The sequence below is a fragment of the Bradyrhizobium sp. AUGA SZCCT0158 genome (assembly GCF_018130065.1).
Lineage (GTDB): Bacteria > Pseudomonadota > Alphaproteobacteria > Rhizobiales > Xanthobacteraceae > Bradyrhizobium.
This window is the reverse complement of the sequence record NZ_JAFCME010000004.1, coordinates 255,268-270,018: the sequence shown is the minus strand read 5'-3', so window position 1 is coordinate 270,018 and position 14,751 is coordinate 255,268. Positions and strand designations below refer to the sequence as shown.

The window sequence follows — 14,751 nt, the reverse complement described above, 5'->3', positions numbered from 1 at the left end:
GACTTATTGCAGCGTTTACAGTTAATTGCGAAAAGTCCTTCATATCAGGCTCGAGCTTGCGGCAACCTTACTGCGAAGCCGCCCAGGTCTCGCGCAACTGCCGTTTCAATACCTTGCCGTTGGCGTTGCGCGGCAGCGGATCGGCGGTCAGGTCGATGGTTTCCGGCACCTTGTAATCCGAAAGCCGCTCGGCACACCACGCACGCAAGGTCTCAACGCTGGCCTCGCCCCTGACCACGACAACGGCGTGGACGCGCTCGCCGAGCACGGGGCATGGTTTGGCGATGATCGCGCTTTCGAGCACGTCAGGGTGGCCTGACAGGACAGACTCGACCTCGGCGGAATAGATCTTCAGGCCGCCGCGGTTGATCATATCCTTCTGGCGGTCGAACACGCGCACGAAGTTTGCCTCATCGATCGAGCCGAGATCGCCGGAATGCCAGAAGCCGGCGGTAAAACTTTCAGCCGTTGCTTTTGGATTGTTCCAGTAGCCCTTGATGACCGAGCCGCCGTGGATCCAGATTTCACCGATCTCGCCGCGCGGCAGTTCGTGGCCGTCGGGACCGACGACGATGATCTGCGCGCCGGGACAGGGCAAGCCGACGCTGTCGATGTACCTCGCGGTCAATTCGCCGGGCATCATCGTCGATGGCGACGTCGTCTCGGTGGCGCCGTAGCAATTTGCCAGCTTCAAGCCCGGAATCCTGGCGGCCAGCCGTTCGATCGTCGCAATCGGCATCGGCGCGCCGCCAAAGCCGCCGATCCGCCAGCTCGACAGTTCGTAGCTGTCGAAATCCGGCTGCAGCAGGCAGAGATTATACATCGCCGGCACCATCACGGTGTAGGTGACGCGCTCCCGTGCCGCCAGCTTCAGATATTCCGCGGCCTTGAACTCCGGCATCACGATCAGTGCGCCCGCGCAGCGAGCCATGGTCGTGATATTGGCGACCACGCCGGTGACGTGCCCGAGCGGTACCGCAGCGATCGAGCGGTCCGCCGCGGTCAGCTGCAGGCAGGACACGAAGACCATCGACGAATGGATGACGTTGCAATGCGCGAGCATTGCGCCCTTTGGCTTGCCCGTGGTGCCCGACGTGTAGAGGATCATCGCGGTGTCTTCTTCGCCGACCTCGGCAGGCGACACTGATGCCGCGTGATCCAGCAGATCGGAGAATTGCGAGGTGATGCCGTCACCGACGGCAACGCGATGCAGGAGATCGGGTACCTCGCCTGCATCCGGCACGCGCTCGGCCAGGGTCGCTTCGTGGATCAGAAGTTTTGCGCCGGAATCGGTCAGCACATAGGCGATCTCCGGCTTTTGCTGGCGGGTCGAGAGCAGCACGGTCACAAGGCCGGCATGGGCAGCGGCGAACATCGTAAGCACGAACTCGACGCGATTGCCGAGCAGCACACCGATACGATCGCCGCGGCTCAATCCGAGCCGCTGAAGCCCGGCCGCAATCCGTGCCGATTGAGAGGCCACGTCGCGCCAACTCATCCGGCGATCACCGCAGATCAACGCCTCGCCATCCGGATTTCGCTCCGCAGCCTCGGCGATCATCGCCCAGACGGAGCCCGGCCGTTCACCAAACGCCGGCACCACGCGATCGCCGAAGCGTGTCTCGTGGCGCATCGCCGGAATAGGATGTTGCGACCAGTCCATTTTGGCCTCGTCAGTTCTTTGCCTTCATGTCGTAGACGTGTTCCGGGCCGGGAAACGCGCGGGAACGGACGTCCGTAGCGTAGCCTTCAATGGCGGCCTCGATCGCGGGCCCGAGATTACCATAGCGGCGCACGAATTTCGGCGTCCGTGGCGACAGGCCGAGCATGTCCTCCAGCACCAGCACCTGGCCGTCGCAGGCTGCACTGGCGCCGATGCCGATGGTCGGAATGGCGATGCTTTCGGTGATCTTGCGGGCCAGCGGTTCCGCGACCGCCTCGATCACGACCGAGAAGGCACCCGCCTCGGCAATGGCCTTGGCGTCGTTCTCGATCGGCCCCCAACTGCCTTCCTCGCGGCCCTGCGCGCGAAACGAGCCGAGCGTGTTGATCGACTGCGGCGTCAGGCCGATATGGCCCATCACGGGAACGCCGCGCTCGCTGAGAAACGCCACCGTCTCCGCCATCCGCACGCCGCCTTCGAGCTTGACGGCGCCGCAACGGGTCTCCTTCAATATCCGCACCGCGGCATGGAACGCCTGCTCTTTCGAGGCCTCATACGAGCCGAAGGGCATGTCGACCACGACCAGCGCGTGTTGCGAACCGCGCATCACCGCACGCCCCTGCAGGATCATCATATCGAGCGTCACCGGCACCGTGGTCTCGAACCCGTGCATGACGTTGCCGAGGGAATCGCCGACCAGGATGACGTCGCAATAGCGATCGACCAATGCCGCCGTATGCGCGTGATAGGACGTCAGCATCACGATCGGATCGCCGTTCTTGCGCGCGCGAATGTCTGGCGCGGTCTTGCGCCTGATGGCCGACTGGACTGACATGCTACACTCCAACCACGGGGACGCCGATCACGACCGGATGGAAGGCAAATGCCAGCGCCAGATAGGCGATGACCCCGACCGCGATCGCGATCAGGTCGTTGCCGGGACCGCCGACCGGTATCGGCGGCCCGCCTGCGTCTGCACGGCGTTTCAGCGAGATGCGGTCGAACACCGCCCACGCCAGAAACGAGCCGAACAGGATGATCGAGCCGAGATCGCCATTGGCGAGCAGATGCGCGGCCGCCCATAGCTTGATTCCGGTCAGCATCGGATGCTTCAGCGTCGTGTAGATCCGGCCACGGATGTAGGAGGCGACCACCAGAATGATCGCGGGCAGCATCAGGGCCACGGTGATGTGCTTGAACGCCGTCGGCGGGTTCCAGACGTTGATCCAGCCCGTAGCGCGATAATTGGCAAAGCCCCAGATGACCAGCGCCAGACCCGCGACCGAGGCCAGCGCATAGCCGATCTTGTAGCCGCCCTCGCCCATTGAGCCGATGACCCGTGCGCGCAATTCGCGCTGCGTGGTCAGCGTGTGGACGCCGAGAAACAGGATCAGGCCCAGGATCATCACCAGCAGTCCCACGATGTCCCTCCCTGGGCAGCTTTGGTTATGACCTCGCGTATCATTTAAAGGGCCGGGAGCGCAATGCGCACCGCCGCCATCAGCCTCATGGCTTCTCCGCTTGCTTCTTCAGATCGCGGTTGTCGACGTAGCGGATCGCGATCGGTCGCCCGGCCAGCGCGCCTCCGAGCTCGCCGGTGAATTTCAGCGGCTTGCAGGCATCGAGCGAGGCGTTGATCGCCTTCAGATAAATGGCGCGGGTATCGGCCGGAACGCCGGCGGTGGCGAAGGTCAGCCGGGGGGCGGCAATGATTTCGCCCGAGCGCTTGAAACTGAAGCGCACCGACATCTGCATGCCCTCGCGCGCGCTATCGGCCGGCGGCGGGGTCCAGCAGGACCGCAGCGCCGCAAACAGGTCGCCGATGCTGTCGAGGTCGTGGTCCGGCTTCCGGTATTTCGCCGCCTGGTCCTTTGGCGGAACGCTTTCGATCGTCAGTTGCAGGTTCTGGCCGTAGGGATAATCGATCTCGGGAATGCAGGGGCCATCGTTGAACACGCTGCAGAACGACGGCATGCAGGGCTGGCCGTCGAGCACGCTGCACGGCGCGTGCGAAAACGGTGTGGCGTCGATCTGACGCCGCGACTGGGCGTCAGCGGCGTTGATGCCGATGGTGATGCCGATCAGGCAGATCGCGATAAGCCGGAGCATGGAAGAAGCCTCGATCGCAGTTCTGGTGAACTTGGTGCCCACTTTGGTCGGGATCAAGCCTGATAGCGTTCACATCCCTGCGCGTTCACTGCCCCGCATTCATGCCCGACAGTTCCGCGATCGGCGCCTGTTCGCCGGCGTGCGCTGCTGTAACGACGCGCGAGGTGTCGTCACCCGCGGAGGCGGGTGACGCAGTATCCCAGAGACGGTTGTTGAATAATCGAGGGGCCGCGGCGTGCTGGGTCCCCCGCTTTCGCGGAGGACGACAAGGTGGGGACGCCGCGCGGGCCCGTCCCTACCCCTTCTTCTTCACATCCTTGATGTGGGAAAACACGATGCCCTCGGCGCGTTCCTTGGTGTAGCCCAAATAGAACTCGTTCTTGGCGAGGAACACCGGGTCACCGTCGACGTCATCGGCAACACCCGATCCATTGGCCGAGATGAACGCGTCGAGCTTCTTGCGGTCGTCGGACGAGATCCAGCGCGCCAGCTGGAATTCCGAGACTTCGAATTCGACCGGCAGCGAATATTCCGCGTCAAGCCGCGCTTTGAGCACGTCGAGCTGCAGCGGACCGACCACGCCGACCAGCGCCGGCGCGCCGTCGCGCGGGCGGAACACCTGCACGACGCCCTCCTCCGACATCTGCTGCAGCGCTTCCTTCAGCTTCTTGGCCTTCATTGCATCGGTCAGGCGCACGCGGCGGACGATTTCCGGTGCAAAGCTCGGCACGCCGACGAACGTGAGATCTTCGCCTTCGGTCAGCGTATCGCCGATCCGCAACGTGCCGTGGTTGGGAATGCCGACGACGTCGCCGGCAAAGGCTTCATCCGCCACCGAGCGGTCCTGCGCAAAGAAGAATTGCGGCGAGGACAGCGACATGTTTTTGCCAGTGCGCACCAGCTTGGCCTTCATGCCGCGGCTGAGCTTGCCGGAGCACAGCCGCGCGAACGCGATGCGGTCGCGGTGGTTCGGATCCATGTTGGCCTGGATCTTGAACACGAAGGCGCTCATGCGCGGCTCGGCTGCCTCGACCTTGCGCAGATTGCTTTCCTGCGCGCGCGGCGCCGGTGCGAAGCGCCCGAGGCCTTCCAGCAAATCGCCGACGCCGAAATTGCGCAGCGCGCTGCCGAAATAGACCGGCGTCAGGTGGCCCTCGCGGAACGCCTCGAGTTCGAACGGCTTGCAGGCTTCCGAGACCAGCGCGAGTTCGTCCTTGACCTCGGCGACGTCGAGATTGGCGCTGCGGCCGGCGAGATCGGCGATGTCGATCTGCTGCGCGGCGCCGGTCTTGGCGCCGCCGCCTTCGAGCAGGCGCACGCCGCCGGTGGCGATGTCGTAGGTGCCGAGGAAGTCACGGCCGCGGCCGACCGGCCAGGTCATCGGCGTGGTGTCGAGCGCCAGCGTCTTCTCGATTTCATCGAGCAGTTCGAACGTGTCGCGGCTCTCGCGGTCCATCTTGTTGATGAAGGTGATGATCGGGATGTCGCGCAACCGGCACACCTCGAACAGCTTTCGGGTGCGCGCCTCGATACCCTTGGCGGCGTCGATCACCATGACCGCGGAATCGACCGCCGTCAGCGTGCGGTAGGTATCTTCCGAAAAGTCCTCATGGCCCGGCGTATCCAGGAGGTTGAAGACGAGGCCATCGAACTCGAAGGTCATCACCGAGGTCACGACCGAAATGCCGCGCTCGCGCTCGATCTTCATCCAGTCGGATCGGGTGTTGCGGCGTTCGCCCTTGGCCTTGACCTGACCGGCAAGGTTGATGGCGCCGCCGAACAGCAGCAGCTTCTCGGTCAGCGTGGTCTTGCCGGCGTCCGGGTGGGAAATGATGGCAAAGGTCCGCCGCCGCGCCACTTCATCTGCAAGCGGCGAGCGGGACGGCGATTCGGCTGAAACGGCAATGTCGGACATGAATCGAGCGTTTGGCAGGGAAAACGGGCGCAATCAAGGGCGATTTGGCAATTGCCGACGGTGGATACAACCCCCATATCACTCTGGGAAGGACGACCTTCCCATCACCACCATCCGCGGGGACGACCCTGCTCTATCTGGAGGGTTTGTCATGGCTTGGGCTGTGTTGTTCACCGCGGGTCTCCTCGAAATCGGCTGGGCAATCGGCCTCAAATACACCGAAGGCTTTACGCGGCTGGTGCCGTCGGTCCTGACGCTGGCGGCCATGGCCGCGAGTATCCTGCTGCTTGGACTGGCGTTGAAGACGCTGCCGATCGGAACCGCCTATGCGGTCTGGACCGGAATCGGCGCCGTGGGCACGGCCATCCTTGGCATCGCCCTGTTCGGTGAACCTGCGACCGCAGCCCGCCTGGCCAGCATCGGGTTGATCGTTGCCGGTATTGTCGGCCTGAAGCTGGTCACCTGACGAGAGCCCGTTCCGATGCGCTCTAGCGCAGCAGCACGACCGCCCAATAGGTCAGTGCCGCCACGATTCCCGAGGCCGGGATGGTGATGACCCAGGCGTAGAGGATCGAACTCGCCACGTTCCAGCGCACCGCCGAGACCCGGCGCGCTGCGCCGACGCCGACGATCGAGCCAGTGATGGTGTGGGTGGTGGAGACGGGAACCCCGAGATAGGTCGCCATGAACAGAGTCGCGGCCCCGCCGGTTTCGGCGCAAAAGCCCTGCATCGGAGTCAATTTGGTGATCCGCAGGCCCATGGTGCGGACGATCCGCCAGCCCCCCATCAAGGTGCCGAGCCCCATGGCCGCCTGGCAGGAGATCACCACCCAGAACGGGATTGCAAAGTCGGAGCCAAGGTGGCCCTGCGAATAGAGCAGCACCGCGATGATGCCCATGGTCTTCTGTGCATCGTTGCCGCCGTGGCCCAGCGAATAAAGCGACGCCGATACGAATTGCAGAATACGGAATGCGCGATCGACCGCGAACGGTGTCGAGCGCACCGAGAGCCAGGACACGATGGCAACCAGCACCAGCGCCAGCAGGAAGCCAACCAGCGGCGAAAGCACGATCGCCAGCAGCGTCTTGGACAGGCCGCTCCAGACCGCGGCCGAAATCCCGGCCTTTGCCATGCCGGCGCCGACCAGCCCGCCGATCAGCGCGTGCGAGCTGGACGATGGAATGCCGAGCCCCCACGTGATCAGGTTCCAGGCGATGGCGCCGACCAGCGCCGCGAAGATCACGGTGGCATCGACGATATCAGGTTCGATAATTCCCTTGCCGATCGTATTGGCGACGTGCAGCCCGAAGAAGAGGAAGGCGATGAAATTGAAGAAAGCCGCCCAGAGCACCGCATATTGCGGGCGCAGCACTCGGGTCGACACGATCGTGGCGATCGAATTGGCGGCGTCATGCAGCCCATTGAGAAAGTCGAACAGCAACGCAACCGCGATCAGGAAGATCAGAATCGGAAGACCAAGCGAGGCGTCCACTGCGCGTCCCTGCCCTATACCTGTTCGATCACGATTGAATTGATCTCGTTGGCGACGTCATCGAAACGATCGGACACTTTTTCAAGATGCTTGTAGATCTCGGCGCCCACGATGAAATCCATGGTGTTGGCGTCGCGATGCTTGAGAAACAGTTCTTTCAACCCGATGTCGTGGAGGTCGTCGATGCGCCCCTCCAGCTTGCCGATCTCCTCGGTGATCGCGGTCAGCATCGCGACGTTGTCGCCGATCGACTGCATCAGCGGCAATGCGCGCCCGACGAGATTGGCGCACTCGACAATCAGCGTCCCGATCTCGCGCATCGGCGGCTCGAAAGTTCGGACCTCGAACAACACCACTGCCTTGGCGGTCTGCTGCATCTGATCGATGGCATCGTCCATCGAGGTGATCAGGTTTTTGATATCGCCGCGGTCGAACGGGGTGATGAAGGTGCGCCGGACCGCGGTCAGGACCTCGCGGGTGATGTTGTCGGCGTCGTTTTCGAACTGACTGACGCGCTGGCAAAACACCGGCGTCTCGTCGCCGCCGCGCAGCATGTCCTGCAGCGCCAGCGCCCCCTGCACGACGGTCTGGGAGTGACGGGCAAAGAGGTCGAAAAACCGCTCTTCCTTGGGCAGGAAATAGCGAAACCAGCGCAACATCGGTCTTATCCATCGTTCTGGAACGGCTGCCCGGGGCGGCCTGTCACAAAACTGTCATAGACCATTCACAGGCAAAGCGCGCGACGACGGACCCCGGAATAGTGGTCATCCACCGCTTTGTAGGCCGTTAAAATGCGCCCAAACGGGTAATTTACAGCGACCGACGGAAGAAATGCGCGATCTCGCCGATCACGCCGCGGCGGAAAGTCAGCACGCAGGCGACGAAGATGACGCCTTGGATCACCGTCACCCACTGGCCGAAACCGGCCAGATATTGCTGCATGGCAATGATCACGAATGCGCCGACCACGGGACCGAACACGGTTCCGAGACCGCCGACCAGCGTCATCAGCACGATTTCGCCCGACATCGTCCAGTGCACGTCGGTGAGCGAGGCGTTCTGCGCCACGAACACCTTTAGGGAGCCAGCGAAACCGGCGATCGTTCCGGACAGGATGAAGGCCAGCAGTTTGTAGTGATCGGTCTTGTAGCCCAGCGAGATCGCGCGCGGTTCGTTTTCGCGGATCGCCTTCAAAACCTCGCCGAACGGCGAGTTGATGGTGCGATAGATCAAGAGGAAACCGCCAAGGAACCCGACGAGGATGACGTAATACAGCACCGTCGGCTTGGCGAGATTGAAGATGCCGAACAGATAGCCCTGCGGGATGCCCTGGATGCCGTCCTCACCATGGGTGAACGGCGTCTGCAGGTAGATGAAATACAGCAGCTGCGACAGCGCCAGCGTGATCATCGAGAAGTAGATGCCCTGACGGCGAATAGCGACGACGCCGGTAATGACGCCGAGCCCGGCGGCACCGAGGGTGCCGACCAGAATTCCAAGCTCCGGCGACAGCCCCCAGACCTTCAGCGCATGCGCGGTGAAGTAACCGGCCGTGCCCAGAAACATCGCGTGGCCGAACGACAAAAGCCCGCCATAGCCGATCAGGAGGTTGAACGCGCAGGCCAGCAGCGCAAAGCACAGCGCCTGCATCACGAAGAACGGATAGATCCCGGTCAGCGGCACGATCGCCAGCAGCGCTGCCATCAGCACGAATACGATCATCTCGTCGCGCACGGCACGCGGTGACACCGGCAGTGTATCGTCAGTCAATGCGCTCATATCAGGCCGCCCGTCCGGTCAGACCCGTTGGCTTCACCAGCAACACCAGCACCATCAGGACGAAAACCACGGTGTTTGAAGCTTCGGGATAGAAATATTTGGTCAGTCCTTCGATCACGCCGAGCGAAAAGCCGGTGATGATCGATCCCATGATGGAGCCCATGCCGCCGATCACCACCACCGCGAACACGACGATGATCAGGTCGGCGCCCATCAGCGGCCGGACCTGGTTGATCGGGGCGGACAGGACGCCGGCCAGCGCCGCAAGACCGACGCCGAGCCCGTAGGTCAGCGTGATCATCCTGGGCACGTTGATGCCGAACGCGCGCACCAGCGTCGGATTTTCGGTCGCGGCGCGCAGATTGGCGCCAAGCCGCGTCTTTTCGATCAGGTACCAGGTAGCAAGGCAAACGATGAGCGAGAACACGACTACCCAGCCGCGGTAGATCGGCAGGAACATGAAGCCGAGGTTCATCCCGCCCTTCAGTTCATCGGGGATCGCATAGGGAAGGCCCGAGGAGCCGAAATAATTCTGGAACACGCCCTGCACGATCAGCGCGATGCCGAACGTCAGCAACAGTCCGTAGAGATGGTCGAGGCCTGAAAGCCACTGCAGCATCGTCCGTTCCAGGATCATGCCGAAGATGCCGACCACGATCGGCGCGATGATCAGCGCCGGCCAGTATCCGATGCCCGCCAGGTTGAGCAGGAAATAGGCGCAGAACGCTCCCATCATATAGAGCGCGCCATGGGCGAAATTGATGATGTTGAGCATGCCGAAGATGACGGCCAGCCCGAGACTGAGCAGCGCGTAGAACGAGCCGTTGATCAGTCCCACCAAAAGCTGCGCGTAGAGAGCTTGCATCGGTTTCGCACTCGATTTCGTGGTGACGTTATTTCGCGTCGTGACGCGAAGGTGTCGCGTGGTGACGCGAACGGAAGCCCGCCGGCACGGTGCCGGCGGGCGATCTTCGTTACTTCTTTACCAGCGGACAGGCGCTTTCCGAAAGCGGCCGGAAGGCCTGGTCGCCAGGGGTGGTCCCGATCAGCTTGTAATAGTCCCACGGTCCCTTGGATTCGGACGGCTTCTTGACCTCGAACAGATAGGCCGGATGAAGCTTGCGACCGTCGGCGCGGATCGTCCCCTTGCCGAACAGCGGGTCCTCGGTCGGCGCCGCCTTCATTTTCTCAACGACCTTGATGCCGTCATGCGGATTGCCGCCCATCGCGTCGAGCGTCTTGAAGTAGTGGATCAGACCGGAATAGACGCCGGCCTGCACCATGGACGGCATCGCCTTGTTCTTCATGCGCTCGGAGAAGCGCTTGGAAAACGCGCGGGTGTCGTCGTTCAGATCCCAATAGAAGGTTTCCGTGAAGCTCAGGCCCTGCGCCACCTTCAGGCCGAGCGAGTGAACGTCGGTGATGAACAGCAGGAGACCAGCCAGCTTCTGGCCGCCAGAGACGATGCCGAATTCCGACGCCTGCTTGATGGTGTTGGTGGTGTCGCCGCCGGCATTGGCCATGCCGACGATCTTGGCTTTGGAAGCCTGCGCCTGCAGCAGGAACGAGGAGAAGTCCGACGAATTCAGCGGATGTCTGACGGTGCCGATAACCTTGCCGCCCGATTTAGTCACGACCGCAGCGGTGTCGCGTTCCAGCGCGTGGCCGAACGCGTAATCCGCGGTCAGGAAGTACCAGGTGTCGCCACCGGCCTTCACCAGCGCCTGCCCGGTGCTGTTCGCCAGCATGTAGGTGTCGTAAACCCAGTGAATCGTGTTCGGCGAGCACTGGGCGTTGGTGAGATCCGACGTCGCCGCCCCGGTATTGATCATAACGGCGTTCTTTTCCTTCACCAGATTGTTGACCGCCAGCGCAACGCCGGAGTTCAGCACGTCCATGAAGATGTCGACCTTCTCGACGTCGATCCATTGGCGCGCGATGGTCGTGGCGATGTCGGGCTTGTTCTGGTGGTCGGCCGAAATCACATCGATCTTCCAGCCCTTGGCGGCAAGCCCGGAATCCTCGATCGCCATCTGGGCGGCGAGCGTGGAGCCGGCGCCGCCGAGGTCGGAATAAAGACCGGAATTGTCGGTGAGGACACCGATCTTGATGTTCTTGTCCTGCGCCAACGCGCCGCTCGCGGCGAGTGTCAGCGCGGTGCCGAAAAGCAGTGCCGAAATTTTCTGTTTCATATTTTCTCCCTGAATTTTGTTTGCCGAACTATACCGATCAGACGCCAAGATAAGTGTGGAGCTTGTCCATATTGGCCTGCAGTTCCGAATTCGCGAACCCGTCGATGACCTTGCCGTGCTCGACGATGTAATAGCGATCCGCGACCGTCGCGGCGAAGCGGAAATTCTGCTCGACCAGCAGGATGGTAAAACCTTCCGACTTCAGCCGCGCGATGGTGTGCCCGATCTGCTGGATGATGACCGGTGCCAGACCTTCGGTCGGCTCGTCCAGCATCAAGAACCGCGCACCGGTACGCAGGATTCTGGCGATCGCGAGCATCTGCTGCTCGCCGCCCGAAAGCTTGGTGCCCTGGCTGTTGAGCCGTTCCTTCAGATTCGGAAACAGCTCGAAGATCTGATCGAGCGAAAGGCCGCCCGGGCGCACGATCGGCGGCAGCAGCAGGTTTTCGCGCACGTCGAGGCTTGCGAAAATGCCGCGCTCCTCCGGGCAGAAGGCGACGCCCATCCGCGCGATCTTGTCGGACGAGGTGCGCGTGATGTCTTCATTGTTGAAGCGGATCGAACCGGTGCGCTTGCCGATGATCCCCATCACCGATTTCAACGTGGTGGTTTTGCCGGCGCCGTTGCGTCCGAGCAGCGTCACCACCTCGCCGGCGTTCACATTGAAATTGATGCCGTGAAGGATGTGTGATTCGCCATACCAGGCCTCCAGGTTCTGGACCGAGAGAACCGGAGCGCCGGTCGTCTTTGCAGGGGCTTCCGCCATCTTTACCTCAGCCATGACCGGCCCCCAGATAGGCTTCCTTGACGCGCTCGTCCTTGGACAGATCGGCATAATTGCCTTCCGCCAGCACCTGACCGCGCGTCAATACCGTGATGATATCGGAAAGGTTCGCCACCACGGAGAGATTGTGTTCGACCATTAGGATCGTGTGTTTCGCCGAGATGCTCTTGATCAGCGCCGCGATCTTGTCGATGTCCTCGTGGCCCATGCCGGCCATCGGTTCGTCGAGCAACATCATCTCCGGATCGAGCGCCAGCGTCGTTGCGATTTCGAGCGCGCGCTTGCGCCCATAGGGCATCTCGACCGCCGGTGTCGTGGCGAATTCGCTCAGGCCGACGTCGTTCAACAGCTCATGGGCACGATTGTTGAAGCGATCGAGCACGCTCTTGGAGCGCCAGAAATCGAATGAAGAGCCGTGCTGGCGCTGCAACGCGACCCGAACATTCTCCAGCGCCGTGAGGTGCGGAAACACCGCCGAAATCTGGAACGAACGCACCAGCCCGAGGCGGGCCACGTCGGCCGGCGCCATCGCAGTGATGTCCTTCCCCTTGTACAGAATCTGGCCCGCCGAGGGCTTCAGAAACTTGGTCAAGAGGTTGAAGCACGTCGTCTTGCCGGCGCCGTTCGGCCCGATCAACGCATGAATACTGCCGCGACGCACCTTGAGAGCAACGTCGCGAACGGCGAAGAAACCCGCGAATTCCTTGGTCAATCCGTGGGTTTCGAGAATGAACTCATCGGCCAAACAAACTTCCCCCATCAGCCCGCTGCGAAATCCCCTCGCGCGCGGCCAATTTTTCCCTTGTCGGGCAGGCTCTCCCGGACGCCTTGGAAACCGTCCCGGACCTGCCGCCTCCGGGCGGAATATGCCGTCAACGGCACGGATTAGGCAAGGCGGAAAGCTTGGCTAGGCCAAAGCATTAGTGCCGGTTCCAAATCCGCCCTTAGTCGAATTGCATAGCCTGCGCGAATGGCAGGGTGCCGGAGCGTCTTCCCGCCATACCCGCGCACCGGAAAGCCGCCGTTAACGGTGTTTTGCTGCAATCGGGCCTTTTCATAGAATATTACCGCCCGGAGCAGATCATCTCGCGATTTAGTCAGGCAGGGATCGCGGCCGTGGATTTCGCAAGCGCCGACCCATCAATCGTCAAATCGATCAAGCAGCGCGATTTGCTGAACACCTGGCTGCGGCTTTTTGCCCGCGAGCATTCGCTGCCGCCTGTGGATCAGTATCGGCCGGAACGGCTGGAGGATGAACTTCCCGACCTCGTCTTCTTGGACGTCGATACCAGTACGCCGCTGCCCCGCCTCACGATCCAGAGCGACGGCACGCGGATGTCGAGCGCCTATGGCCATACCGGCAAGGGCCGCTATCTGGACGAGTATCTTGGCGCAAGGCTCGCACCGATCGTGATGCCGGTCTATTACGAATGCATCGCCCGCCGCCTGCCCGCCTACACCATCGCCAATATCGATGACGTCTACGGACGTATCGTCGCCTATGAGCGGCTGCTGCTGCCGTTCTCCGACGGCGGCAACGTCACCCACATCATCGCATCGCTCAAGACCATCAGCGAGGATGGCGGTTTCGAGATCAGGAATCTGATGCGCGGAAGCGACAAGCTGCCGGTGCCCAAGCTTCGTACCATCATCGACCGCGACCTTTTCCATCGCGCGCCCGGCCGCATTCCGTCCGGCGACGTGCTCGAATTCGGCTAGGGCAATGGAATTCGAAAGTGCCGATCCATCGGTCGTGAGGTCGATCAAGCAGCGCGAGCTCCTGAACGCGTGGCTGCGCGCCGCAACCAGGCACCGGCCGCTTCCCCTTATCGATGATTTCCAACCCAACCGCGTCGGCAACGAACTGGCCGACATGATGACCCTTGACGTGGTCGGCCACGGCGACGACGCTCGCTTCCTGATCACCCAGGCGGGCACCACACTAAGCGCCACCTACGGCAGCGATCGCTTCGAGCCGGCTAAGCCGGCCAATCGCTATCTGGACAACGCGATCGGGCCGGAACGATATGCCCGCGTGGTTGCCCTTTATCGCGCCTGCCTGAAGCACAAGCGGCCGGCCTATTCGATTTCAACGGTCCAGGACGCCGACAACAAGGACGTGTCCTATGAGCGGCTGCTGCTGCCGTTCGGTCGTGGCGATGGGGTCGAACACATCGTCGGCTCCTACAAGAGCATCAGTATCGAGGGCGGCTTCAAGATCAAGAATCTGATGGGTCTCAAGCCGAAGGCCGTGCCCGTGATCCTGGTCCGGGCGATCATCGATCGCGATTTCGTGCCGAGCACCGCAAGCCGGCAGCTGTCCGACGACGTCATCGAACTGGGCTAGGCTTCTAACTCGACTAGGCCTTGCGCTTGTCCTTCGACGCCACTTCCTTGGCGTAAATATCCGGCTTGAACCCGACCAGCAATTTGCCGCCGAGATCGAGCACGGGCCGCTTGATCATCGACGGCTGCGCCAGCATCAGCGCCAGCGCCTTGCGCTCGTTCAACCCTTCTTTGTCACTATCCGGCAGCTTGCGGAAGGTCGTGCCGGCGCGGTTGAGCAGGGTTTCCCAACCGAGTTCATCGGACCATTGCTTGAGCTTGTCCTTGGCGATGCCAGCGATCTTGTAGTCGTGAAAATCGTAAGCGACGCCGTGGCCGTCGAGCCAGGTGCGGGCCTTCTTCATGGTGTCGCAGTTCTTGATGCCGTAGATGGTGATGGGCATTTCAACACATTCCAGATTTGGCGCCATTCGCTGCTGGCGAGGCGTCCGCAGGTTTCTATACAATGCAGATCAGCGAATCCATCATAG

The 14,751-nt window shown here is 62.1% G+C and carries 16 protein-coding genes; 3 read left to right on the top strand and 13 right to left on the bottom strand.

Going from position 1 to position 14,751, the window contains the following annotated elements:
• Positions 1 to 67 precede the first annotated feature (67 nt).
• The 5 genes from JQ574_RS08080 to JQ574_RS08060 form a co-directional block, all read right to left on the bottom strand.
• Positions 68 to 1,663 carry a class I adenylate-forming enzyme family protein gene (locus tag JQ574_RS08080; RefSeq protein ID WP_212207955.1) on the bottom strand — a complete coding sequence of 532 codons (1,596 nt, stop codon included), beginning with the start codon at positions 1,661 to 1,663 and terminating at the stop codon, positions 68 to 70.
• Positions 1,664 to 1,673: 10 nt separating this feature from the next.
• The gene (panB, locus tag JQ574_RS08075) at positions 1,674 to 2,498 is read right to left on the bottom strand and encodes a 3-methyl-2-oxobutanoate hydroxymethyltransferase (RefSeq protein ID WP_212207954.1); all 825 of its coding nucleotides are present in this window, start codon (positions 2,496 to 2,498) and stop codon (positions 1,674 to 1,676) included.
• A 1-nt stretch (position 2,499) separates the two neighbouring features.
• Positions 2,500 to 3,084, bottom strand: a complete 585-nt coding sequence (locus tag JQ574_RS08070) for an NnrU family protein (protein WP_212207953.1) — start codon at positions 3,082 to 3,084, stop codon at positions 2,500 to 2,502.
• Between the two features lie 85 nt (positions 3,085 to 3,169).
• On the bottom strand, positions 3,170 to 3,772 hold the full coding sequence (locus JQ574_RS08065; protein ID WP_212207952.1) for a hypothetical protein: 603 nt from the start codon (positions 3,770 to 3,772) through the stop codon (positions 3,170 to 3,172).
• Positions 3,773 to 4,067: 295 nt separating this feature from the next.
• Entirely contained in the window at positions 4,068 to 5,687 is a 1,620-nt protein-coding gene (locus JQ574_RS08060; protein ID WP_212207951.1) for a peptide chain release factor 3, read from the bottom strand.
• Between the two features lie 151 nt (positions 5,688 to 5,838).
• Between JQ574_RS08060 and sugE the strand changes: the two genes are divergently transcribed.
• Complete coding sequence (gene sugE / locus JQ574_RS08055) at positions 5,839 to 6,153, top strand: quaternary ammonium compound efflux SMR transporter SugE (RefSeq protein ID WP_212207950.1); 315 nt, start codon at positions 5,839 to 5,841, stop codon at positions 6,151 to 6,153.
• Between the two features lie 22 nt (positions 6,154 to 6,175).
• On the opposite strand, the gene JQ574_RS08050 is transcribed toward sugE, so the two are convergent.
• From JQ574_RS08050 to JQ574_RS08020, 7 genes are all read right to left on the bottom strand, one after another.
• Entirely contained in the window at positions 6,176 to 7,180 is a 1,005-nt protein-coding gene (locus JQ574_RS08050; protein WP_212207949.1) for an inorganic phosphate transporter, read from the bottom strand.
• Between the two features lie 14 nt (positions 7,181 to 7,194).
• Positions 7,195 to 7,839, bottom strand: a complete 645-nt coding sequence (locus tag JQ574_RS08045; protein ID WP_212207948.1) for a DUF47 domain-containing protein — start codon at positions 7,837 to 7,839, stop codon at positions 7,195 to 7,197.
• 151 nt (positions 7,840 to 7,990) lie between these two features.
• Positions 7,991 to 8,959 (bottom strand): branched-chain amino acid ABC transporter permease, encoded by a 969-nt coding sequence (locus JQ574_RS08040; RefSeq protein ID WP_192739603.1) that lies wholly within the window; start codon positions 8,957 to 8,959, stop codon positions 7,991 to 7,993.
• A gap of 1 nt (position 8,960) precedes the next feature.
• Positions 8,961 to 9,824 (bottom strand): branched-chain amino acid ABC transporter permease, encoded by an 864-nt coding sequence (locus JQ574_RS08035; protein ID WP_192739604.1) that lies wholly within the window; start codon positions 9,822 to 9,824, stop codon positions 8,961 to 8,963.
• A 109-nt stretch (positions 9,825 to 9,933) separates the two neighbouring features.
• Entirely contained in the window at positions 9,934 to 11,151 is a 1,218-nt protein-coding gene (locus JQ574_RS08030; protein WP_212207947.1) for an ABC transporter substrate-binding protein, read from the bottom strand.
• A 37-nt stretch (positions 11,152 to 11,188) separates the two neighbouring features.
• On the bottom strand, positions 11,189 to 11,932 hold the full coding sequence (locus tag JQ574_RS08025; protein ID WP_212207946.1) for an ABC transporter ATP-binding protein: 744 nt from the start codon (positions 11,930 to 11,932) through the stop codon (positions 11,189 to 11,191).
• Positions 11,925 to 12,680 (bottom strand): ABC transporter ATP-binding protein, encoded by a 756-nt coding sequence (locus JQ574_RS08020; RefSeq protein WP_212207945.1) that lies wholly within the window; start codon positions 12,678 to 12,680, stop codon positions 11,925 to 11,927. The genes JQ574_RS08025 and JQ574_RS08020 overlap by 8 nt, the downstream gene beginning before the upstream one ends.
• Before the next feature lie 371 nt (positions 12,681 to 13,051).
• Here JQ574_RS08020 and JQ574_RS08015 point away from each other — a divergent pair, with 371 nt between their 5' ends.
• Positions 13,052 to 13,654, top strand: a complete 603-nt coding sequence (locus JQ574_RS08015) for a hypothetical protein (RefSeq protein ID WP_212207944.1) — start codon at positions 13,052 to 13,054, stop codon at positions 13,652 to 13,654.
• Between the two features lie 4 nt (positions 13,655 to 13,658).
• Positions 13,659 to 14,282, top strand: coding sequence for a PAS domain-containing protein (locus JQ574_RS08010; protein ID WP_212207943.1), 624 nt, complete (start codon positions 13,659 to 13,661; stop codon positions 14,280 to 14,282).
• A gap of 13 nt (positions 14,283 to 14,295) precedes the next feature.
• Here the strand turns inward: JQ574_RS08010 and JQ574_RS08005 are convergent, their stop codons facing one another.
• Positions 14,296 to 14,664, bottom strand: coding sequence for an ArsC family reductase (locus JQ574_RS08005; RefSeq protein ID WP_212207942.1), 369 nt, complete (start codon positions 14,662 to 14,664; stop codon positions 14,296 to 14,298).
• Between the last annotated feature and the right edge of the window lie 87 nt (positions 14,665 to 14,751).

What these genes read in the sequence shown, in the direction of transcription:
- JQ574_RS08080 (WP_212207955.1), bottom strand. Translation starts at nt 1,663, where the DNA reads ATGGACTGGTCGCAACATCCTATTCCGGCGATGCGCCACGAGACACGC.
- panB (WP_212207954.1), bottom strand. Translation starts at nt 2,498, where the DNA reads ATGTCAGTCCAGTCGGCCATCAGGCGCAAGACCGCGCCAGACATTCGC.
- JQ574_RS08065 (WP_212207952.1), bottom strand. Translation starts at nt 3,772, where the DNA reads ATGCTCCGGCTTATCGCGATCTGCCTGATCGGCATCACCATCGGCATC.
- JQ574_RS08060 (WP_212207951.1), bottom strand. Translation starts at nt 5,687, where the DNA reads ATGTCCGACATTGCCGTTTCAGCCGAATCGCCGTCCCGCTCGCCGCTT.
- sugE (WP_212207950.1), top strand. Translation starts at nt 5,839, where the DNA reads ATGGCTTGGGCTGTGTTGTTCACCGCGGGTCTCCTCGAAATCGGCTGG.
- JQ574_RS08045 (WP_212207948.1), bottom strand. Translation starts at nt 7,839, where the DNA reads ATGTTGCGCTGGTTTCGCTATTTCCTGCCCAAGGAAGAGCGGTTTTTC.
- JQ574_RS08040 (WP_192739603.1), bottom strand. Translation starts at nt 8,959, where the DNA reads ATGAGCGCATTGACTGACGATACACTGCCGGTGTCACCGCGTGCCGTG.
- JQ574_RS08035 (WP_192739604.1), bottom strand. Translation starts at nt 9,824, where the DNA reads ATGCAAGCTCTCTACGCGCAGCTTTTGGTGGGACTGATCAACGGCTCG.
- JQ574_RS08030 (WP_212207947.1), bottom strand. Translation starts at nt 11,151, where the DNA reads ATGAAACAGAAAATTTCGGCACTGCTTTTCGGCACCGCGCTGACACTC.
- JQ574_RS08025 (WP_212207946.1), bottom strand. Translation starts at nt 11,932, where the DNA reads ATGGCTGAGGTAAAGATGGCGGAAGCCCCTGCAAAGACGACCGGCGCT.
- JQ574_RS08010 (WP_212207943.1), top strand. Translation starts at nt 13,659, where the DNA reads ATGGAATTCGAAAGTGCCGATCCATCGGTCGTGAGGTCGATCAAGCAG.
- JQ574_RS08005 (WP_212207942.1), bottom strand. Translation starts at nt 14,664, where the DNA reads ATGCCCATCACCATCTACGGCATCAAGAACTGCGACACCATGAAGAAG.